Origin of the sequence: Bradyrhizobium sp. BR 1433 (assembly GCF_051547665.1) — a bacterium.
GTDB classification, from domain to species: Bacteria; Pseudomonadota; Alphaproteobacteria; order Rhizobiales; family Xanthobacteraceae; genus Bradyrhizobium; species Bradyrhizobium australafricanum.
Map to the genome: position 1 here is coordinate 8,332,573 of NZ_JBPUGG010000001.1, position 23,428 is coordinate 8,356,000.

At 63.2% G+C, this 23,428-nt stretch carries 9 protein-coding genes and 3 pseudogenes; 8 read left to right on the forward strand and 4 right to left on the reverse strand.

All coding sequences use genetic code 11. The features are described 5' to 3' along the window. Positions 1-8: 8 nt before the first annotated feature. From ACSKB9_RS39910 to ACSKB9_RS39925, 4 genes and pseudogenes are all read right to left on the reverse strand, one after another. A pseudogene (locus ACSKB9_RS39910) lies at positions 9-2,161 on the reverse strand (type I secretion system permease/ATPase). Positions 2,162-2,428: 267 nt separating this feature from the next. Beyond that, positions 2,429-4,130 (reverse strand): annotated as a pseudogene (locus ACSKB9_RS39915) (TolC family outer membrane protein). 270 nt (positions 4,131-4,400) lie between these two features. Continuing rightward, positions 4,401-4,859, reverse strand: coding sequence for a hypothetical protein (locus tag ACSKB9_RS39920; RefSeq protein WP_438079751.1), 459 nt, complete (start codon positions 4,857-4,859; stop codon positions 4,401-4,403). A gap of 122 nt (positions 4,860-4,981) precedes the next feature. Next, positions 4,982-5,518 carry a LabA-like NYN domain-containing protein gene (locus ACSKB9_RS39925; protein WP_038377452.1) on the reverse strand — a complete coding sequence of 179 codons (537 nt, stop codon included), beginning with the start codon at positions 5,516-5,518 and terminating at the stop codon, positions 4,982-4,984. A 757-nt stretch (positions 5,519-6,275) separates the two neighbouring features. Here ACSKB9_RS39925 and ACSKB9_RS39930 point away from each other — a divergent pair. The 8 genes and pseudogenes from ACSKB9_RS39930 (at position 6,276) to ACSKB9_RS39965 (ending at position 23,327) form a co-directional block, all read left to right on the forward strand. Beyond that, positions 6,276-6,569, forward strand: a complete 294-nt coding sequence (locus tag ACSKB9_RS39930) for a hypothetical protein (RefSeq protein WP_438079752.1) — start codon at positions 6,276-6,278, stop codon at positions 6,567-6,569. Between the two features lie 972 nt (positions 6,570-7,541). Beyond that, positions 7,542-17,576, forward strand: coding sequence for a beta strand repeat-containing protein (locus ACSKB9_RS39935; protein ID WP_438079753.1), 10,035 nt, complete (start codon positions 7,542-7,544; stop codon positions 17,574-17,576). Positions 17,577-17,602: 26 nt separating this feature from the next. Next, complete coding sequence (locus tag ACSKB9_RS39940) at positions 17,603-18,670, forward strand: hypothetical protein (RefSeq protein WP_438079754.1); 1,068 nt, start codon at positions 17,603-17,605, stop codon at positions 18,668-18,670. A gap of 243 nt (positions 18,671-18,913) precedes the next feature. After that, positions 18,914-20,595: pseudogene (locus ACSKB9_RS39945) on the forward strand (type I secretion system permease/ATPase). 8 nt (positions 20,596-20,603) lie between these two features. Beyond that, a complete protein-coding gene (locus tag ACSKB9_RS39950; RefSeq protein ID WP_438079755.1) occupies positions 20,604-21,575 on the forward strand; it encodes an HlyD family type I secretion periplasmic adaptor subunit in 972 nt (323 codons plus the stop codon). A 5-nt stretch (positions 21,576-21,580) separates the two neighbouring features. Further along, entirely contained in the window at positions 21,581-21,973 is a 393-nt protein-coding gene (locus tag ACSKB9_RS39955; protein ID WP_438079756.1) for an HlyD family efflux transporter periplasmic adaptor subunit, read from the forward strand. Positions 21,974-22,117: 144 nt separating this feature from the next. Then, a complete protein-coding gene (locus ACSKB9_RS39960; protein WP_438079757.1) occupies positions 22,118-22,291 on the forward strand; it encodes a hypothetical protein in 174 nt (57 codons plus the stop codon). Between the two features lie 742 nt (positions 22,292-23,033). Next, a complete protein-coding gene (locus tag ACSKB9_RS39965) occupies positions 23,034-23,327 on the forward strand; it encodes a hypothetical protein (RefSeq protein ID WP_438079758.1) in 294 nt (97 codons plus the stop codon). Positions 23,328-23,428 lie beyond the last annotated feature (101 nt).

Here is a 23,428-nt window from a genome sequence, read left to right on the forward strand (position 1 = left end):
TTTGCTCGTTATGCGGATTTCGGCTGAATCGTATTCTCCGGCGACGGGGCCGCGGACGCCGGCCGGCCCTGGAGCAAAGCGAGCACCTTGTCGCGCGGGCCGTCGGCAACCAGGCGGCCATTGTCGAACAGCAGCAAGCGATCGACCATGTTCAGCAATGACAGGCGATGGGTCGAAATGATGATGGTCATGCGATCATCATTGAGGCCCTTGAGCCGCTCAAGGAACTCCTGTTCGCTGCGAATATCGAAGTGCGCCGTCGGCTCGTCGAGAAAGAGCACGCGAGGCTTGCGGATCAGAACGCGCGCGAGTCCGATGGCCTGCTTCTGGCCGCCCGACAGGCTGCGGCCGCCTTCCGAGATGGGCATGTCATAGCCCATCGGGTGACCGGCGATGAAGCTTTCGACGCCCGAAAGCCGCGCGGCAAGCAGGACTTCCTCGTCGGTCGCTTCCGGTTTGCCAAGGGCGATGTTGTCGCGCAGCTTGCCGAAGAACAGATCGGTATCCTGCATCGCAAAGCCGATGCCGGCGCGCAGGTCCGAGGGATCGTATTGGCGCGAGTCGACGCCATCGACCAGGATGCGGCCTTCCTTCGGCTCGTAAAATCCGAGCAGCAACCTGCCGACCGTGGTCTTGCCAGAGCCCACCCTGCCGATGATGCCGACCCTTTCTCCGCCCTCGATCTTGAAGCTGACCTTTTCGAGCGCGTTACCCGGCGCGTTGGGGTAAGCGAACGACACGTTCTCGAAGGCGACCTTGCCGTCTTCGATTCGTCTTGCGACATAGGACCGGGTCGGCGAGCGTTCCCGTTCGATCGACATGATGCGATCGATCGCCTTGAGGGCCGTGATCGTCTGCGTTCCCTTGGTGATCACCGAGGCGATCCCGGCGATCGGCGCCAGAACGCGGCCGGCGAGCATGTTTGCGGCGACCAGCGCGCCGACGCTCAGCTTGCCGTCGAGGATCAGGAAAATGCCGACGATGACGAGGAGCAGACTCGTGATCTGCTGGGCCGTGCTCGCGCTCGTCAGCGACATCGACGACCAGAAGTGAACGTCCTCGCCGGATCGGGCGGTCGCGGCAACCGAGCGTTCCCACAAGGTCTGCATGCGGGCCTCGGCGCCGGTCGCGCGGACGGTTTCGAGGCCGGACAGGGATTCGACCAGCACGCCGTGCCGGGCGGCGGATTCGGCTTGCAGCCGCTTGATGGCGCGATCGAGCGGACGCTGCAGCAGGAAGCCGATCAGCATGACCAGCGGCAGCATGATCAGCGGGATCCAGGCCAGCGGTCCGGCGATGAGGAACAGCACCCCGACGAAGAGGATGGCGAACAGCAGATCGGTTGCCGAAACCACGCTTCCGGAGGTGAAGAACTCGCGCACCGAGTCGAAGTCGCGGAGCTGATTGGCCAGGATACCAACCGAAGTCGGCCGCTGCGCCATCTTCACCGACATCACGTGCTCGAAGATGTTTGCGGCCAGCACGACGTCGATCGTCTTGCCGGTCACGTCGATCATGCGGCTGCGGACCATGCGGAAGATGAAATCGAACACGATGCCAAGCCCCATGCCGATCGAGAGCGCGATCAGGGAGGGGATTGCTCCGTTGGGGATGACGCGGTCATAGACGCTCATCGTGAACAGCGGCGTCGCGAGCGCGAGGATGTTGGTCAGAAAGGCCGCGACCGCGATGTGCCCGTAGCTGCGCCAATGCGTCTTCACCACCGACCAGAACCAGTGGCTCTGGGGATGTCGCCTGCGGCGACGGCGCGCGCATCGGCCTGCGGCGCGCTTCTCACCAGGAACGCATAGCCGGTATAGTCCGTGGCGAGCGAGGTGATGTCGGCGACGCGCGGGCTGTTCGGCGTCGCCGGATCAACGACCTTGATCGACTTGTTCGCCGGGTCCACACCCAGAAGGATCAGCGCGGAGCCGTTCTTCATGACGAGGACGGCCGGCAGGACCAGCGCGGGAATGTCTGAAATGTCGCGCTTGACGGCCTCGGTCTCCAGACCCGCGCGTCTGGCGGCGCGGTCGTAGAGCGAAACGGACAAGCGTCCGTCCGTGATCGGAAGTCCGCCGAGCAGAGCTTCGCGGCTCACCGCGCGGCCGTGATGGGCGGCGAGATAAGTCAACGATGCGGTGAGGGGATCGTCGCCCAGCGCACGTGGCCTGTTTGTCGCGGCAGGCTTTGAGGTCGAGTTATCCGGCGAGGGGCGGACGGCGTCGGCCGCCGCGCTGGGGGTGCGAAACAACAACTGAAACCTCGACAAGCAAAATGGAAATGCAGCAATCGCATTAGATTTCGGGCAGACTACAACAAACAGCGAACAAATTCAGCGAAACTTATCTTAACGATTAATAAGGAATTGAAAGGGCCCCGACTTGGGGCCCTTCCGGCAGTCCTGTCCAGAGCTTGTTGGAGGTCGCTACCGAGCGGAACTCGGGAAGGCCGACAGCAGCCAGTGGGGCTTGGTCGACGCATAGGAGCTCGCGTTCGCCGTGGCTGAAGGGTCCGCGTAAATGACGTTCGGGCCGTCCGCAGCGGTCTTTTGCTGCTGCATCCATTCCGTTGAACCGGGCACCGCTGCGGTCGTCGTCGCGCCGGTGAAACGGTCCGCAAAGCCAACGTCCTTCGGCTGGGTTGCCGCATAGGTCTTGGCAGGACGGGCGACAGGCGCCGGAACGGCGACGTGCAGCGGCTCTGACCCGGTTTGCGGGAGGTTCACGCGCAGAGTCGGGAACGAGTAGCGGGGCAGGCCGATCGAAAGCATGTCCGTCGGCGCAGCGTCGACCGGCGGCGGAGCCTTCAGGTACTCGATCAGGGTCCCCATAGCGGCCAGCAGTTGGTAGTCGGCGAAGACCACGACGCCGCGGGCTGAGGTGAGCGAGACCGATGCGTTGAAGAACTGGTTCTGCGCGTTCAGGAGATCGATCAGCGAACGCTGGCCGAGTTCGTATTCTTTCTGGAACGCCGCGATGGTCTTGCGATCCGCTTCCAGCTGACGCGTCAACGCGGCGATGCGGGTGGCCGTAATCGTACGGGCATTCCACGCCTTGTCGATCGACTCATACGCGTCGCGCTGCAGGCGGGCGTGGCGCATGGTGGCTTCGGTATAGCGCTCGGCCTTCTCCGACCTGTTCCAGGCATCCTGGCCGCCGCGGAAGATGTCCCACGACATGACCACCTTGCCGCTGTAGTCCTCATGCGTGATGGAGGGAGTTCCCGGGGCCGCCACGTAGGGGTAGGAGTTGTCGTAATGGGTTGCCCGTCCCTCGAGATAGAATTTCGGGCCGAATGTGCCGTCCGTGGCCTTGAACGCATGCTTGGCGGCGTCGGCGTCGGACTGTGCCGCCGCGATCGTCGAGTTGAACCGGAGCGTGGTCGCCAACGCTTCGTCGCGGCTGTGCGGCAATCCCGCGAGAGGGGCGGGGAAGCGAACGTTGATCGGCTCGAGGCCAACCGTCTTGCGGTACTTCGCCCTGGCGTCATCCAGGCTGCGCTGGAATTCGGCAAGTGCCGCTCGGGCGGCCTCGACGCGCTCGCGGGCTTGCTCCAGATCGCCTTCGCCGGCCCGGCCGCCCGAGAAGCGGGAGTTCACGTTCGAAAATATCTTCTCGTGATTTCGCGACGTTTTGCTGGGCAAGGCTGACCAGCCGCATGTAGCGGACGACGTCGATGTAGCCTTCGGCGGCGTCGAGGGCCAGCAGCTCGGTTCTCTCCTTGACGCGGGAGGCGGCGGCATTGACGCGCGCGGTCTGGCGCCAGACGTCATAGATCGACGAAAAGCCGTCCCACAGCAGCTGGCGCACCACGACTGATTCCTGGCTGCCATTGCGCCATGGGCCTGACCCCACGGTCGGCGCCGCCTGAATGTTCGGGGTGATGAAGCCCGGCGATTGATCGAATTTTTCCGGGCCGTAGCTGGCGTCAATGCGCACCTGCGGCAGCAGTGTGCTTTGGGTTTGCCGCAGCTCGCTTTCCGTCGCCCGCCGGTTCGCCGACGCCTCGCCGATACCCGGGTTGGTCTGCATGGCCTGGCGTAGTGCATCATTAATAGAAAAAACCTCGGCACATGCTGGCGTTGCCGCCAGACATAGGCACGCTATGACCGTGTATGCCGACTTCATAATCTCAGCCCCTACTCACAAAAATATTATGTAGAATCCTCCGAAGGGTAACAAAGGACAGTTCCGCGACCTATGACATTTCAGCCACACAGGCTCCCTAAGTGGGGGCCGAACCATCCGAGGTCCAGTGGGCGCAAATCTAAACATTTTTATTAAGATTTAGTGATTTATAGGCTGTTCTGTGATCGCGCGGACTGGTGCCGAGCCGCAACACCGGGGACCGGAACATGAAAGATCAGTTAAGCCCATCTTAAGGTTGGCGGCAGCCGGCTACTGCTGACGACAAGTCGCCAGGTAGGTTGCAACGAAGGGCGCGGCCTTGGTGTCCGCGGAGGGGCCTCCCAGTCGGCTCGTTAGTTTGTAGAGCGACTTGTCGCCAAAATAGAACCGGAAGATCTCGGCCGTGGTGTCGTCCGTGCGGGTCGCAAAGATCGACGCGGCGGTACGGCGGGCGGCCGCAAAGACGTAGGTCGTGAGCTTGGCTCCTCCCTTGCCTTCTGCCGCGACTGATGTCCCCCAGGTGACCGTGAGGGTGTCGCCATCGATCACGACGGCGGGCCGGACCGTATCGAGATCGTCATCGATCCACTGGGCGTCACCGCCTTTGCCTGACGGGCCGAGCTCCACCCGTTTGCCCCGCGGCGCGTCGCAGGTGAACCGGGAAGGTTCGGCGATCGCAGCGCTCGTCGCCGCCAAGAGCAGCAACAGGCAGCCGACCGACCTCCACATGGGCGTTACCCTCTGTTTCGTTGTTTGGGGGATAGTGATGTCAGCGCCCGACTCGCGCAACTCGGTGATTTACGGACAAGCAGAGCTGCTTTGCTTCCTCGCCGGAAGAGGCGCCCGCGATTTCACTCGGGCGCGATCGGGTGCGCTGGACGTTCGATCGATGCCCTGAGGCTTTCGAGTTCGAGGAAGACGTCAGCTTGCCTGCGAAGTTCATCGGCGATCATGGGAGGCTTTGTTCGGATGCTGGAAACGACCGTCACGCGGACACCAGCCCGCCTGACGGCTTCGACAACGGCGCGCAAATCACCGTCGCCAGAGAACAGGTACGCGTGGTCGATGCGGTGCGCGATTTCCAATGCGTCGACCGCGAGCTCGATGCCGATGCTGCGCTTCATTCGCCGCCGCCCTTCGCCGTCATCGTGCGTTTTGGCTAACTTTCTCCTGACCGCATATCCGTTGTAATCGAGCCAATCCACCAGCGGCCGAAGGCTGCTGAACTCGTCGTCGTCTCTCACGACCGTGTAGAAGTAGGCGCGGACGATCTGTCCATGCTTGCCGAACTCCGAGAGCAGTCGCCGGAAGTCGATTTCGAAGCCGAGGTTCTTGACAGTGGTGTGGAGGTTCGCACCATCAATGAAAAGTGCAATGCGATCGGCCATCTCAAATCCCCATGACGCCCGGATCAGTCACTGTATGCTGTGGTTCTGAAATTCCACGGGCGCATCGTGGGTGAGCACCCTAGCTGAAATGGCTAATCCTAGAGCAAGGGCTCGGCCGGGAAGAAGCGGAAATTTTCGCCAACCGTCGACACGGTTCTCATCGGGCGCACGCGCCGATGCTGCGCCAATAGTGCAGCGCAGCGGCGCGATCGACCTGCGGGCCGCCGATGCGCAAGGTCGCTATTGCGTGAACAGCTAAATTGTATCTAAAATCAATCAGCTGGGGCCGGTGCCATTTCGCGCTGGGCCATTTTTGAAGACGTCATTTTTGCCAATACGAATTGCTTGCCACGGTGGAGAGCGCGGTTCTGCGTCCCTGATTGCACGGACATTTCGTTCTCGGAACGCGACGCATGGCGGCACAGCTGTTGCGCCCGCCGGACACCCGATGGTGCATCGGTATGGACAGGCTTGGCCGAAGCGCGCGCGATGCCTGGTGGTTGTCGCGCTCTGCATCCTGCTGTCCTGTTGCGGCGCCCCTCGCCAGGTCATCGAAAAGGAGGCGGGACCGGTAGCGGAGCCAACAACGGAGACGGCAACAGCGCCCACAGAGCCGGCACCAGCGGCGACAACGATACCGGAGGCGACACCGGTACCGACACCGACGGCGGCAACGGTCAACCTGAGCGGCGCGCTCGCGGAATGCCGGAGCGCGTTTCCGGATCAGATCGCGCAAGCCGTGGCGCGGGCGTCGTGCGTGATCAAGGCGACCGACCTCGTACGTCCGCTGCTGCCGTTTCCCGAATTGCTCGACCGCGAGAATGCGCTGCGCAAGGCGCTGGCCGAGCAGGTTCAGACAAGAACGATGTCGCTGCTCGAGCGCAACATCCAGATTCAGAAGCTGCATTCGCAGCTCCTCGAAGAGGAGCGCAGCAGGCTATCGGCCGCGCCCGCGGACGGGAGCAAGCCGCCGCTGGCCGTCGCGCAGTGGCGGCAATCCAATGGGGAGAGTTGCGGCCGGCTCGGAGGGGATTCAGGGACTTGTTACTGAGGCGTGCGGCGCCTTTGAAGCGCTTGGAAGCGCACGGTCGGGCGCGCGTGCGATCACCGCTTATCGCGGTTTTCCCCGTAAAGTCACGGATGCGACGTGTGCCATAAAGGAACCCTTTGTCGGATCGACATTAATGTTAAGGGCGGGGATTTCGTGCGCCGCTAGACGGCCGCGCAAATTTGCGGCAAATTGCATTCAAATTAAGTTTTGGGATGCTTGCTCGCATTTTTTGCGGACACAGATTGCAGGCCTTCCCACGACGAGCCAGTTTGAAGCCAAAGATTTTAATATGTGCGGAGTTCAGAGCCGCACCGAAGCGGGCAGGGTAGTGCGTTCGAGGTCTTTCACAGCACGGTGGACGAGCAAATAACATAAATGGCGTGGCCATTGCTTGTCGGTCGAAAACGCTCGCAGGTTTTTAGACGAGCGTTTGGAAGTTTGATGAATTGATTTTCGACTGCAATCACACCTGCTCTGCGTCGGCAGAGTTTTTTAGGAGTGTGTATTGAGTTGCTTTTTGTTTACCCCGAAGTCCGAACCGGCGCTCGACTGGTCCGAAATGGAATCCCGCCTCCGGGATATGCCGGTTAGTCCTCCGCCGTCTGATCTTCGCGTCGAGTCGTCGGCGACCCTTGCCAATGATCGGTTGCTGACCGCGTCCGACGAAAGCCCCGTTTCACGATCACCTCATCAAGACATCATTTCAGAATTCGAGGCCGCAATCGCGGCATGCGATTTAATCCATTGCCAGCCAGCCACTGCGTTCACTCGCATCCGGACCGGTTCCAAATAGTATTTTGATCTATCAGTTTCGAGGACGAACAAATGGCGACTCAGACCACTGGCGGCGGCAGCACCACTTCCTTCAGCAATACGCCACAGGCCAAAGACGACACCTTTACGAGCGCGCAAACCGGGCTAACGGAAAACAGCCCAACCAGTACCATCCCAACCATCGTGTATTTGGACGTGATGGCTAATGACCTTGGCGGCAATGCCAAGACACTGTTCTCGATCGACAACGGCATCAACAATGTCGGGGGCATGAACGGCTATGTTGCGGCTGACCTGCTGACTCAGGATACCACACGAGTCGAGTCCACCAGCGCAGATACCAGTCTCAATGGCGCCAAGATCTGGATCACGTCCGATGGAAAAGTGGGTTACGACGCAAGCACGTTGAGTGCATCCTTCAAAGCGCAACTTGATGCACTGCAGACTGGACAGTCTCTGACCAATTCCTTCATCTACGCTATCCGGCTCGGCAACGGTACTCTGAGCTGGGCCACGGCGACCGTACAGTTCGCGGGGGCCAACGACGCCGCCATCATCAGCGGGACGACGAGCGGCACCGTGGTGGAGGCCGGCGGGGTTGCCAACGGAACGCCGGGGACACCGAACGCAACCGGCACGCTGACCGACACCGACGTCGACAACACACCAAATGCGTTCCAGGTGGCGGCGGCCGGCTCGGCCACGGATAACCACTACGGCACCTTCCAGATGACCGCAGGTGGCACCTGGACCTACACGCTCGACAACAGCAATGCCGCGGTCCAAGGATTGAATGTTGGCGGTCATCTGACCGATACGTTTACGGTCCGCACCATCGACGGCACGGCACAACAGATCACCGTCACCATCAATGGTGCCAATGACGCGCCATCGATGCCATCCGACGGCAACAATGCCACCAACACGGTTGCGGAGGGAGCCGCGGCCGGCACCACCGTCGGCATCACGGTTCACGCTACGGACGTAGATAGCCCAACGGTGACCTACTCGCTGAGCGACGACGCCGGCGGCCGCTTCGCGATCGATGCCTCGACCGGCGTCGTGACCGTGGCCAATGCCTCGCTGCTCGACTTCGAGACCGCGACCAGCCACAACATCACCGTCAAGGCGGCCGACGCCAGCGGCGCGTTCACCACCCAGACCTTCAGCATTGCCGTCACCGACGTGGCGCCGACCCAGCCGGTCGACGGCAACAATGCCACCAACACGGTTTCGGAAGGCGCCGCCAACGGCGACCTGGTCGGGATCACCGCGACCTCGAGCGACGTCAACGGCGGCACCGTCACGTTCTCGCTGAGCGACGACGCCGGCGGCCGCTTCGCGATCGATGCCTCGACCGGCGTCGTGACCGTGGCCAATGCCTCGCTGCTCGACTTCGAGACCGCGACCAGCCACAACATCACCGTCAAGGCGGCCGACGCCAGCGGCGCGTTCACCACCCAGACCTTCAGCATTGCCGTCACCGACGTGGCGCCGACCCAGCCGGTCGACGGCAACAATGCCACCAACACGGTTTCGGAAGGCGCCGCCAACGGCGACCTGGTCGGGATCACCGCGACCTCGAGCGACGTCAACGGCGGCACCGTCACGTTCTCGCTGAGCGACGACGCCGGCGGCCGCTTCGCGATCGATGCCTCGACCGGCGTCGTGACCGTGGCCAATGCCTCGCTGCTCGACTTCGAGACCGCGACCAGCCACAACATCACCGTCAAGGCGGCCGACGCCAGCGGCGCGTTCACCACCCAGACCTTCAGCATTGCCGTCACCGACGTGGCGCCGACCCAGCCGGTCGACGGCAACAATGCCACCAACACGGTTTCGGAAGGCGCCGCCAACGGCGACCTGGTCGGGATCACCGCGACCTCGAGCGACGTCAACGGCGGCACCGTCACGTTCTCGCTGAGCGACGACGCCGGCGGCCGCTTCGCGATCGATGCCTCGACCGGCGTCGTGACCGTGGCCAATGCCTCGCTGCTCGACTTCGAGACCGCGACCAGCCACAACATCACCGTCAAGGCGGCCGACGCCAGCGGCGCGTTCACCACCCAGACCTTCAGCATTGCCGTCACCGACGTGGCGCCGACCCAGCCGGTCGACGGCAACAATGCCACCAACACGGTTTCGGAAGGCGCCGCCAACGGCGACCTGGTCGGGATCACCGCGACCTCGAGCGACGTCAACGGCGGCACCGTCACGTTCTCGCTGAGCGACGACGCCGGCGGCCGCTTCGCGATCGATGCCTCGACCGGCGTCGTGACCGTGGCCAATGCCTCGCTGCTCGACTTCGAGACCGCGACCAGCCACAACATCACCGTCAAGGCGGCCGACGCCAGCGGCGCGTTCACCACCCAGACCTTCAGCATTGCCGTCACCGACGTGGCGCCGACCCAGCCGGTCGACGGCAACAATGCCACCAACACGGTTTCGGAAGGCGCCGCCAACGGCGACCTGGTCGGGATCACCGCGACCTCGAGCGACGTCAACGGCGGCACCGTCACGTTCTCGCTGAGCGACGACGCCGGCGGCCGCTTCGCGATCGATGCCTCGACCGGCGTCGTGACCGTGGCCAATGCCTCGCTGCTCGACTTCGAGACCGCGACCAGCCACAACATCACCGTCAAGGCGGCCGACGCCAGCGGCGCGTTCACCACCCAGACCTTCAGCATTGCCGTCACCGACGTGGCGCCGACCCAGCCGGTCGACGGCAACAATGCCACCAACACGGTTTCGGAAGGCGCCGCCAACGGCGACCTGGTCGGGATCACCGCGACCTCGAGCGACGTCAACGGCGGCACCGTCACGTTCTCGCTGAGCGACGACGCCGGCGGCCGCTTCGCGATCGATGCCTCGACCGGCGTCGTGACCGTGGCCAATGCCTCGCTGCTCGACTTCGAGACCGCGACCAGCCACAACATCACCGTCAAGGCGGCCGACGCCAGCGGCGCGTTCACCACCCAGACCTTCAGCATTGCCGTCACCGACGTGGCGCCGACCCAGCCGGTCGACGGCAACAATGCCACCAACACGGTTTCGGAAGGCGCCGCCAACGGCGACCTGGTCGGGATCACCGCGACCTCGAGCGACGTCAACGGCGGCACCGTCACGTTCTCGCTGAGCGACGACGCCGGCGGCCGCTTCGCGATCGATGCCTCGACCGGCGTCGTGACCGTGGCCAATGCCTCGCTGCTCGACTTCGAGACCGCGACCAGCCACAACATCACCGTCAAGGCGGCCGACGCCAGCGGCGCGTTCACCACCCAGACCTTCAGCATTGCCGTCACCGACGTGGCGCCGACCCAGCCGGTCGACGGCAACAATGCCACCAACACGGTTTCGGAAGGCGCCGCCAACGGCGACCTGGTCGGGATCACCGCGACCTCGAGCGACGTCAACGGCGGCACCGTCACGTTCTCGCTGAGCGACGACGCCGGCGGCCGCTTCGCGATCGATGCCTCGACCGGCGTCGTGACCGTGGCCAATGCCTCGCTGCTCGACTTCGAGACCGCGACCAGCCACAACATCACCGTCAAGGCGGCCGACGCCAGCGGCGCGTTCACCACCCAGACCTTCAGCATTGCCGTCACCGACGTGGCGCCGACCCAGCCGGTCGACGGCAACAATGCCACCAACACGGTTTCGGAAGGCGCCGCCAACGGCGACCTGGTCGGGATCACCGCGACCTCGAGCGACGTCAACGGCGGCACCGTCACGTTCTCGCTGAGCGACGACGCCGGCGGCCGCTTCGCGATCGATGCCTCGACCGGCGTCGTGACCGTGGCCAATGCCTCGCTGCTCGACTTCGAGACCGCGACCAGCCACAACATCACCGTCAAGGCGGCCGACGCCAGCGGCGCGTTCACCACCCAGACCTTCAGCATTGCCGTCACCGACGTGGCGCCGACCCAGCCGGTCGACGGCAACAATGCCACCAACACGGTTTCGGAAGGCGCCGCCAACGGCGACCTGGTCGGGATCACCGCGACCTCGAGCGACGTCAACGGCGGCACCGTCACGTTCTCGCTGAGCGACGACGCCGGCGGCCGCTTCGCGATCGATGCCTCGACCGGCGTCGTGACCGTGGCCAATGCCTCGCTGCTCGACTTCGAGACCGCGACCAGCCACAACATCACCGTCAAGGCGGCCGACGCCAGCGGCGCGTTCACCACCCAGACCTTCAGCATTGCCGTCACCGACGTGGCGCCGACCCAGCCGGTCGACGGCAACAATGCCACCAACACGGTTTCGGAAGGCGCCGCCAACGGCGACCTGGTCGGGATCACCGCGACCTCGAGCGACGTCAACGGCGGCACCGTCACGTTCTCGCTGAGCGACGACGCCGGCGGCCGCTTCGCGATCGATGCCTCGACCGGCGTCGTGACCGTGGCCAATGCCTCGCTGCTCGACTTCGAGACCGCGACCAGCCACAACATCACCGTCAAGGCGGCCGACGCCAGCGGCGCGTTCACCACCCAGACCTTCAGCATTGCCGTCACCGACGTGGCGCCGACCCAGCCGGTCGACGGCAACGATGCCACCAACACGGTTTCGGAAGGCGCCGCCAACGGCGACCTGGTCGGGATCACCGCGACCTCGAGCGACGTCAACGGCGGCACCGTCACGTTCTCGCTGAGCGACGACGCCGGCGGCCGCTTCGCGATCGATGCCTCGACCGGCGTCGTGACCGTGGCCAATGCCTCGCTGCTCGACTTCGAGACCGCGACCAGCCACAACATCACCGTCAAGGCGGCCGACGCCAGCGGCGCGTTCACCACCCAGACCTTCAGCATTGCCGTCACCGACGTGGCGCCGACCCAGCCGGTCGACGGCAACAATGCCACCAACACGGTTTCGGAAGGCGCCGCCAACGGCGACCTGGTCGGGATCACCGCGACCTCGAGCGACGTCAACGGCGGCACCGTCACGTTCTCGCTGAGCGACGACGCCGGCGGCCGCTTCGCGATCGATGCCTCGACCGGCGTCGTGACCGTGGCCAATGCCTCGCTGCTCGACTTCGAGACCGCGACCAGCCACAACATCACCGTCAAGGCGGCCGACGCCAGCGGCGCGTTCACCACCCAGACCTTCAGCATTGCCGTCACCGACGTGGCGCCGACCCAGCCGGTCGACGGCAACGATGCCACCAACACGGTTTCGGAAGGCGCCGCCAACGGCGACCTGGTCGGGATCACCGCGACCTCGAGCGACGTCAACGGCGGCACCGTCACGTTCTCGCTGAGCGACGACGCCGGCGGCCGCTTCGCGATCGATGCCTCGACCGGCGTCGTGACCGTGGCCAATGCCTCGCTGCTCGACTTCGAGACCGCGACCAGCCACAACATCACCGTCAAGGCGGCCGACGCCAGCGGCGCGTTCACCACCCAGACCTTCAGCATTGCCGTCACCGACGTGGCGCCGACCCAGCCGGTCGACGGCAACAATGCCACCAACACGGTTTCGGAAGGCGCCGCCAACGGCGACCTGGTCGGGATCACCGCGACCTCGAGCGACGTCAACGGCGGCACCGTCACGTTCTCGCTGAGCGACGACGCCGGCGGCCGCTTCGCGATCGATGCCTCGACCGGCGTCGTGACCGTGGCCAATGCCTCGCTGCTCGACTTCGAGACCGCGACCAGCCACAACATCACCGTCAAGGCGGCCGACGCCAGCGGCGCGTTCACCACCCAGACCTTCAGCATTGCCGTCACCGACGTGGCGCCGACCCAGCCGGTCGACGGCAACAATGCCACCAACACGGTTTCGGAAGGCGCCGCCAACGGCGACCTGGTCGGGATCACCGCGACCTCGAGCGACGTCAACGGCGGCACCGTCACGTTCTCGCTGAGCGACGACGCCGGCGGCCGCTTCGCGATCGATGCCTCGACCGGCGTCGTGACCGTGGCCAATGCCTCGCTGCTCGACTTCGAGACCGCGACCAGCCACAACATCACCGTCAAGGCGGCCGACGCCAGCGGCGCGTTCACCACCCAGACCTTCAGCATTGCCGTCACCGACGTGGCGCCGACCCAGCCGGTCGACGGCAACAATGCCACCAACACGGTTTCGGAAGGCGCCGCCAACGGCGACCTGGTCGGGATCACCGCGACCTCGAGCGACGTCAACGGCGGCACCGTCACGTTCTCGCTGAGCGACGACGCCGGCGGCCGCTTCGCGATCGATGCCTCGACCGGCGTCGTGACCGTGGCCAATGCCTCGCTGCTCGACTTCGAGACCGCGACCAGCCACAACATCACCGTCAAGGCGGCCGACGCCAGCGGCGCGTTCACCACCCAGACCTTCAGCATTGCCGTCACCGACGTGGCGCCGACCCAGCCGGTCGACGGCAACGATGCCACCAACACGGTTTCGGAAGGCGCCGCCAACGGCGACCTGGTCGGGATCACCGCGACCTCGAGCGACGTCAACGGCGGCACCGTCACGTTCTCGCTGAGCGACGACGCCGGCGGCCGCTTCGCGATCGATGCCTCGACCGGCGTCGTGACCGTGGCCAATGCCTCGCTGCTCGACTTCGAGACCGCGACCAGCCACAACATCACCGTCAAGGCGGCCGACGCCAGCGGCGCGTTCACCACCCAGACCTTCAGCATTGCCGTCACCGACGTGGCGCCGACCCAGCCGGTCGACGGCAACAATGCCACCAACACGGTTTCGGAAGGCGCCGCCAACGGCGACCTGGTCGGGATCACCGCGACCTCGAGCGACGTCAACGGCGGCACCGTCACGTTCTCGCTGAGCGACGACGCCGGCGGCCGCTTCGCGATCGATGCCTCGACCGGCGTCGTGACCGTGGCCAATGCCTCGCTGCTCGACTTCGAGACCGCGACCAGCCACAACATCACCGTCAAGGCGGCCGACGCCAGCGGCGCGTTCACCACCCAGACCTTCAGCATTGCCGTCACCGACGTGGCGCCGACCCAGCCGGTCGACGGCAACGATGCCACCAACACGGTTTCGGAAGGCGCCGCCAACGGCGACCTGGTCGGGATCACCGCGACCTCGAGCGACGTCAACGGCGGCACCGTCACGTTCTCGCTGAGCGACGACGCCGGCGGCCGCTTCGCGATCGATGCCTCGACCGGCGTCGTGACCGTGGCCAATGCCTCGCTGCTCGACTTCGAGACCGCGACCAGCCACAACATCACCGTCAAGGCGGCCGACGCCAGCGGCGCGTTCACCACCCAGACCTTCAGCATTGCCGTCACCGACGTGGCGCCGACCCAGCCGGTCGACGGCAACAATGCCACCAACACGGTTTCGGAAGGCGCCGCCAACGGCGACCTGGTCGGGATCACCGCGACCTCGAGCGACGTCAACGGCGGCACCGTCACGTTCTCGCTGAGCGACGACGCCGGCGGCCGCTTCGCGATCGATGCCTCGACCGGCGTCGTGACCGTGGCCAATGCCTCGCTGCTCGACTTCGAGACCGCGACCAGCCACAACATCACCGTCAAGGCGGCCGACGCCAGCGGCGCGTTCACCACCCAGACCTTCAGCATTGCCGTCACCGACGTGGCGCCGACCCAGCCGGTCGACGGCAACAATGCCACCAACACGGTTTCGGAAGGCGCCGCCAACGGCGACCTGGTCGGGATCACCGCGACCTCGAGCGACGTCAACGGCGGCACCGTCACGTTCTCGCTGAGCGACGACGCCGGCGGCCGCTTCGCGATCGATGCCTCGACCGGCGTCGTGACCGTGGCCAATGCCTCGCTGCTCGACTTCGAGACCGCGACCAGCCACAACATCACCGTCAAGGCGGCCGACGCCAGCGGCGCGTTCACCACCCAGACCTTCAGCATTGCCGTCACCGACGTGGCGCCGACCCAGCCGGTCGACGGCGACAATGCCACCAACACGGTTTCGGAAGGCGCCGCCAACGGCGACCTGGTCGGGATCACCGCGACCTCGAGCGACGTCAACGGCGGCACCGTCACGTTCTCGCTGAGCGACGACGCCGGCGGCCGCTTCGCGATCGATGCCTCGACCGGCGTCGTGACCGTGGCCAATGCCTCGCTGCTCGACTTCGAGACCGCGACCAGCCACAACATCACCGTCAAGGCGGCCGACGCCAGCGGCGCGTTCACCACCCAGACCTTCAGCATTGCCGTCACCGACGTGGCGCCGACGGGTGTGGACGATACCAGTGCCAGCGCCACAGCGGCAACCGAGAAGGGGGGTACAAGCAACGGCTCTGGCGGCATCAACGGCAGCGGCAATGTGCTGACCAACGATAGCGACGTCCATGGCGGCAGCTTGACGGTCAGTGCGATCCGCGTCGGCGGCGTCGAGGAAGTCGGCACGGCCGGCACGCTGGGTGCCGATCTATTGGGAGCGCACGGCACGCTGACGATGAATGTCGATGGCAGCTACACCTATGTGGTGAACCAGAACGACAGCACGGTGCAGGCGCTCAACGTCGGCCAGACGACGACCGATACCTTCAACTACACCGTCACCGATGGCAACCTGACCGACACGGCGGTGCTGACAGTCACAATTAACGGCGCGAACGACGCTCCCGTGAATACGGTGCCCGGTGTGCAGGAGGTCGTGCAAAACACTAACGTGACATTCAACGGCGCCAAACTCGTCTCAATCTCCGACGTTGACGTGGGCGCTGGCACCGAGACGGTGACGTTGTCGGTTGCGCACGGCACGCTGACGCTATCAGGTACCACCGGCCTCTCGTTCACCACCGGTGACGGTACGACCGACACCACTATGACCTTCTCCGGCTCGGTGACCAACATCAATAACGCCTTGAACGGTCTTCTCTACAATCCAGCTGATACTTTCGTCGGCGCTGATACTTTGACGATCACAACGACGGATCAGGGAGGACTGAGCGATAGCGATACCGTTACTATCAATGAGGACAGCCCCAACCCAGGTACGCTGACGGCTAGTCCGACCGACGTCATCTTCTACGCTAGCGGCACGAACACGCTAAACGGAACAAACACCACCTTAAATGGAACAGATCACATAACTGGCGGGACCGGCACAGACACGCTGATCGTGACTGGTGGCTCCCCCGGACCATTCACATTTGGTGATGGAAACATCTTTCTCACAAACTTTGAAGTCTTCAAAATCGTCGACACCAACAGCGGAAATCATACCGACAACGTAACTTTCCTGTCCTCGTTCCAGAACAATGGAACGCTGACTATTGACGCGTCTGGAATCGTGGGCAATGGCAAACTTAATTTGGATGCTAGCGCGGTTACTTCGGGAGCTTTTATTGTCGTTGGTGGAGATAGTAACGACATTCTCAAGACCGGCTCAGGCGACGACACGATCACCGGCGGCTCCGGTGCCGATAGCATTACCGGTGGTGCCGGCGCTGATACGATGACCGGCGGAGGCGGTGCCGACACATTCGTCATCAATAGCGGACAATCTCTCGGCATTGTTGGGGGTTCCGGAGATGCCGGCACGATTTCCGGCTATGATGTGATCACGGACTTCGCCACGACAGGAACTAACGATATCCTCGATTTGCCAGTCACAACGACGGGTAGCTCGGCCACGACCAACAACTCCACACTGACGATCGGGGGGGCGACCGTGAAATCCCACTCAATTACGAATGGGATAATTACATTCGACGATGCTAATACCTTCGCGTCGGCCCTAACCTTATCGTCCACCTCTAACGTCGCCGCCGTTGTCCAGTATCTCCACAATAACGACATAGCCACAGGCACCGGCGCGGCGGTTGCGTTCGTGGCAAATATCGGCGGAACTGCCCATAGCTACGTCTTCGAGCAGGTCGGGGCCACTCCGAACGTCAACGCCGACATCCTGGTGGATCTCGTTGGTGTCACCCTGACCAATATCAGTCAGGCACATCTCGCTCCCGCAGGCATTGCCGGCCAACCCATCAGCCTCGGCCTGACAAACCCGGTGGATCATGTTGGTACGGTTAACGTCAGCATTAGTGGCATTCCCTTGGGCTGGACGCTAAGCGAGGGCACCGATAACGGTGACGGGACCTGGTCGATCCAGACAGGCGATGTCACCGGACTCTCTATCAACACGCTTGATAGTTATACCGGCGCGATCTCGTTGCACATATCGCAAACCTGGTTCGATTCTGCCGGCGGTACTGGCCTTTCGATGATCGCGGACAACATCGAGGCGTTTGCCCCGGTACCCCGATCTTCGCATGGTCAGGCGACGACGCGCTGACCGGATCTGCCGGTCACGACACGTTCGTGTTCTCGCGGCCGATCGGCAACGACGTCGTCCACAGCTTCGAGGTGTCATCCGACGTCATCGACCTGATCAGCTACGGCTGGCAGAGTTTCGCGGAAGTTCAGGCCCACACGGCGGACGACGGAAATGGCAATGCTGTGATCACGCTGGCTGACGGCCAGACCATCACGCTCGACCACGTGCATGCGGCGGACCTGACCGCAGCAAACTTCGAATTCGACGTCACGCCGACCGTCGAAAATCCAGGCCTGATGACCATCGGCGATGGGGCGATGCTGCCGCTGTCGGGCGCCATCCACAACACTGGCGAGATCGACCTGCAGGCTTCCGGCGACGACACGCTGCTGCAGCTGATCCAGACCGGGCTCACGCTCAACGGCGGCGGCCATGTGACCCTGTCTGACGATGACCACAACATCATCGCCGGCACGGCCTCGAACGTCACGCTCGACAACGTCGACAACGTGATCTCCGGTGCCGGGCAGATCGGGCAGGGGAGCCTGACCCTGAGCAACGAAGGCACCATCAATGCCACCGGGACCCACGCCCTGGTGATCGACACGGGCGCCAACGTGATTGCCAACGCCGGCACGCTAGAGGCAACCGGTACGGGTGGGCTGGTGCTCGCCAGTGCGGTGGCCAACAGCGGCCTGATCTGGGCCAATGGCGGTAACGTCACAGCTGAGGGCGAGGTTACCGGCAGCGGCGGCGCTCTGATCAGTGGGGCCGGCACCATCGAGTTCGGGGCAGCCTCGGCGGCAGGCGTTACCTTCGATGTGACTGCCGCTGGCCACCTGATCCTGGATGACGCCTTCCACTTCTCCGGAACGGTGAGCGGCCTCGATGGCAATGACGACATCAATCTCAAGGGCATCAGCTTCGGCGCCAACACCGCGGTGAGCTTCGCGGAAAACCAGGCGGGGACCGGCGGCACCCTGACGGTGTCAGACGGCGCTCACACGGCGAACATCGTCCTGCTCGGTCAATACGATCCGGCCGGCTTTGCCGAGAAGGCCGACACAACGAACGGTACGGTGATCACCTATGATCCGCACCACATCGCCTGAGGGGCGTGAACTTCACGGGGGAGGAAAATGATGGGGGAGAAGCGAACCCCGGAAGTTTACCCTCCTGCCGTTTTTGGGTCGGCAGCGGCTTTGGCGCAGCCGCCGGCCATGCTAAGCAGGATAGATTGGATAATTGATTTACTTGGACCTTTTGACTGCCGCCTATTGGCTGTCAGTCATCATTTTTAAGGGATGGCTCCGGCCAGGTTCCGCGTGAGTACCCTTCGGAAAAGAGCGGACGAAATGCGGCAGGCGCTGCAAGCCTGCCAAGGTTATTTTGTCACTGCAGCCATATTCAGCCTGGCTATTAACCTGCTCTACCTGGCCGGTCCGCTGTACATGCTGCAGGTGTATGACCGCGTGATCTCGAGCGCCAGCGAGGTCACGCTGTTGATGCTGACGCTGGCGCTATTGCTGGCGTTCATGGCGCTCGCGGGGCTCGATGCGGTACGCGCACGCGTACTGACGCGCACCAGCATTCGCCTCGATCGCAAGATCGCGCCGCGGGTGATGACCGCAATCATCGACCATTCGGCAAAAATCGGCGGCGCGCGCAGCCAGCTCTTGCGTGATTTTGATACGTTCCGCCAGTTTATCACCGGATCCGGAATTCACGCTATCTTCGATCTGCCGTGGTCGCCGATATACATCGCGGTGATTTTCGCTCTGCACCCGTTGCTGGGCGCTTTTGCGCTTGGGTGCACGATCATCCTGGTCCTGATGGCCCTTCTCAACGAATGGATCGTAAAGCCTCCGCTTTCCGAATCCAGCGAGGCGGCAAATCGAAATTACAGTTTCACCGAGATGAGTCTGCGCAATACGGAAGTGGTGCGCGCAATGGGGATGACCGCCGGCCTCCTGAAGCGATGGGGCCGGGACCGCGACCGAATGCTTGAGCGCCAAGTCGCCGCAAGCGATCGCGCGGCCACGATGCAGAGCCTGATCCGCTTCCTGCGGCTGTCGATGCAATCCTTGATTCTCGGTCTCGGCGCCTATCTGGTGATCGAGCGGCTCACCACCGCTGGTGCCATGTTGCCGCCAGCATCCTGCTTGGCCGCGCGTTGCAGCCGATCGAACAGATCGTTGGATCCTGGCGTGGTCTCGTTTCGGCCCGCGGCGCATTCCTGCGGGTGCGCGAGCTGTTGGCGGCCAACCCGCCGCGCGAAACAGGACTGACGCTGCCGCGGCCCGAAGGCCGTATTTCCGTCGAAGCGCTGTCCTTTGCTGCGCCTGGAACGTCGAAGCCCATTCTGCGCGGGGTCACCTTCCAGATCGAACCGGGTGAAGTCCTGGGGATCATTGGCCCCTCTGGCGCCGGCAAATCCACGCTCGCGCGTCATATTGTCGGCGTTCAGGCGCCATCCGCAGGGGCCGTTCGCCTCGACGGATCCGACGTTTCGAGCTGGATCAGGTCGTCGCTCGGCGAGCATCTTGGCTATCTGCCCCAGGATATCGAGCTGTTTGCCGATACGGTGGCAGCCAACATTTGTCGGTTCAAGGACGGTGACGACAAGGACATCATTCTGGCGGCGCGAATGGCCGACGTGCACGAGATGATCCTGCGGCTCGTCGATGGCTACGATACCCAGGTCGGGGAAGGCGGCGCGATCCTGTCCGGAGGCTACCGCCAGCGCATCGGCCTCGCACGCGCGGTCTACGGCAATCCAAGCCTGGTCGTGCTCGATGAGCCGAGCTCGAACCTTGATGCCGAGGGCGATGCGGCGCTCGCCGACTGCATCACGCAGCTGAAGAAGCGCGGGACCACGGTGGTGATCATTTCGCATCGGCCGGCCACGATCGGCGTGGTCGACAAGATATTGGTGTTGCGCGAAGGCGTGGCCGAGATGTTCGGACCGCGGAGCGAAATCCTGGCGCGCCTCACGCGGCCTGTGCCGGTTCCTGCAGTTCGGGAAGCGACCGGTTAGGAGAAATCATGACATTGCTTGATGTCACAGAGCTGTCGATGCGTCCCGCCGCTGCCCCACGCGGAACAAAACGCGCCAACGAGGATGGATCACCAAACGACTCCATTCGTAAGGTCGCAATAGCGGGTTGGCTGATCATCGCCGTCTTTTTCGGCGGGATCGGTACTTGGGCCGTGACTGCGCCGCTCAACGGTGCGGTAGTTGCCAACGCGGTCGTGAAGATCGACGGCAACCGCAAGAGCCTCCAGCACCTTGATGGCGGCATCGTCAAGGAATTGCATGTCAGGGAAGGCGACAGGGTCCTCGCAGGCGATCTGCTGATCGTTCTGGACGAGACCCAGGCTCGCGCCGAATTCGAGGTGCTGACCCAGCAATATGCCGTGCTGCGCGCAACGGAAGTCCGGCTTCTGACCGAGCTCGACCATGGATCCGCGCTGGTCATGCCGCCGGATCTGATGGCACGCTCTGACGATTCCTATTTCAAAAGCGTCTGGAACGGGCAGCTCAGTCAGTTTGACAGCCGCCGGGCGTCGCTCGAAGGACAAAGAAGCGTCGTCCGTGAAAAGATCAACCAGCTGGGGTCCCAGATCGTTGGCGGGGAAGCGCAGGTGAAATCGTTCACCAACCAGATCGACTCAGTGCGCAAGGAAGCCAGGGACATCGCCCCGCTGGTCGAACGCGGGTTGATCGCGCGTCCCCGCATCCTGCAGCTGGAGCGGACGGCGTACGGTCTCGAAGGCCAGATCGCCGATGCGAACGCCAACATCGCCAAAGCTCGCCAGGCGATCGCCGAGCAGGAGCAGCAGATCGCCCAGTTCGACAACGATCGGATGACAGACGTCACGAAGGATTTGCGCGATACGCAAGCCAAGCTCCTGGAGGTCATCCCGAAGGCGACGAACGCCAAAGCCGTGCTCGGCCGGATGGAAATTCGTGCTCCCTATACCGGACGCGTGGTTGGGCTAGCGTGTTTTCGGTAGGAGGCGTGATCCAACGCGGCGACAAGATCCTGGACATCGTGCCCGACGAGGATCCGCTCACAATCGAAGCGCAGGTGGCGGTCGAGGATATCAGCGACGTGCATCCAAACACGCGCGCGGAAGTTCACCTGACCGCTTACAAACAGCGGATCGTTCCGATCATTCATGGTGACGTCATTCAGGTCTCGGCGGACCGCTTGACGGATCCCAAGACCAACAATCCCTATTACACGGCCTTCGTTCGGATCGACCAGGGCGAGCTGGCGACCATGCCCAACGTTCGCCTTTACCCGGGTATGCCGGCAACGGTCATGATCCCGACGGTTCAGCGAACGGCGTTTGACTACATCGTGGGGCCGCTGGTGATGTCGTTCAATCACGCGTTCCGGCAGAAGTGAGCCTTGGACGCATCCCTCGAAGTTCTAGTTAACTGGCCCCGACACATTAGTTTTGAAATTGCTGTGGCACCCGTGCCACCAACGATGCCCTGCATAGGTTTATGTTGCTCCCCGCAACAGGGCGCTCTCATGTACGATGTATACTTGAGTGGGAAGAACGATCTGCTGGTTATCCGACGCGGACTTCCCATTCCTTCGAACTTGGGCGGAAATTGGCGCAAAAGGAAGCGCACCGTGCGATCGGTGAGCGAAGAAATCCGGGAGGACGTCGAAAAGCGTGGCTACCACTGGCGCAAGCTGGCCAGCCAGATCCGGTGAGACAGGTAAGTGAAGAGCAGGTTCTGCTTACGCCTTCGGCCCAACCTTGGTTAAGGCTGCTCTACTTCGGAACGCGAACCATCGATTGCCATAGCAGCCTATGAGACCGAACGCAGCGGAGAGCGCTGGGTCCGTTTTCGCCACGCAACCAAAAAAAGCGGGAGAGCAATGTCCGGCGAGCTCGCCCTTAGCTGGCATACCGGTCGTGCCCGTAGAGCTTTTTCCTGGAACTTAGACCGACTCCGCGCTCGCTTAAGGCTCTGGTTACCGTTTTCGGCCAGCATTCACTTATTGCAGATAGGTCGCAAGCAGCGGCAGCAAAGTTTCAACACAACTGAAACTCTGGACAGCCAGGTTGGCGGTCTCTTTCGTAGGAGAGGCCCACTATGATCAAGGGCTTCGCGATAGCCGCACTCGTGGTGCTTGGAGCATCGCAAGTAGATCAGTATCTCACGTATGGTCGGTACACCGACGCGACGCTGGCCATGCTGAGGCAGATCAGGCACTCATTTCGTATTTGAAACGACGCTGCGTGAACACAGGCGCCACCTCTAGCCTGTCGTGCTATTGTATTGGGAGGATTCGGAGCGATCCAGATTAGGCCCGCGGAGGGAAGATCATCCGGCGCCGCTTAGGCGAGCAAGCCCGGCCTCGCACGGATGCGATGTGCCTACAAGCGGGAGCGTGCGTTTGTTAGACGCCAACCGGCGCCGTCGCGCAGACGCGGGGAAAGGCGTCAGGCGTGATCAAGGCGACCGAGCTCGTACGGCCGCTATTGCCGTTTCCAGAGCTGCTCGATCGGGAGAACGCCCTGCGCAAAGCGTTGGCAGAGCAGGTTCAAGCAAAGGCAATTTCCCTGCTCGAGCGGAACGTTCAGATCCAGAAGGTTCATTCGCAGCTCCTAGACGAAGAGCGCGGCAGGCTACCGGCCCCGCCGGCGGACGCAGGCAAGCCGCCGCTGGCAGTTGCGCAATGGCGACAATCCAACCCAGAGAGCTGCGGCCGGCTCGGGAGGGACTCCGGGACCTGTTACTGAGACGGGTGATCCTGCAAATGGCGATCGACGGGTACCTTGTGGAGCCGAATTATGACGCTGTCGCCCTCGACCTCGGTCTCGCGACAGCTTCGTCAGTGTCG

What these genes read in the sequence shown, in the direction of transcription:
- ACSKB9_RS39920 (WP_438079751.1), bottom strand. Translation starts at nt 4,859, where the DNA reads ATGTGGAGGTCGGTCGGCTGCCTGTTGCTGCTCTTGGCGGCGACGAGC.
- ACSKB9_RS39925 (WP_038377452.1), bottom strand. Translation starts at nt 5,518, where the DNA reads ATGGCCGATCGCATTGCACTTTTCATTGATGGTGCGAACCTCCACACC.
- ACSKB9_RS39935 (WP_438079753.1), top strand. Translation starts at nt 7,542, where the DNA reads ATGGCTAATGACCTTGGCGGCAATGCCAAGACACTGTTCTCGATCGAC.
- ACSKB9_RS39950 (WP_438079755.1), top strand. Translation starts at nt 20,604, where the DNA reads ATGACATTGCTTGATGTCACAGAGCTGTCGATGCGTCCCGCCGCTGCC.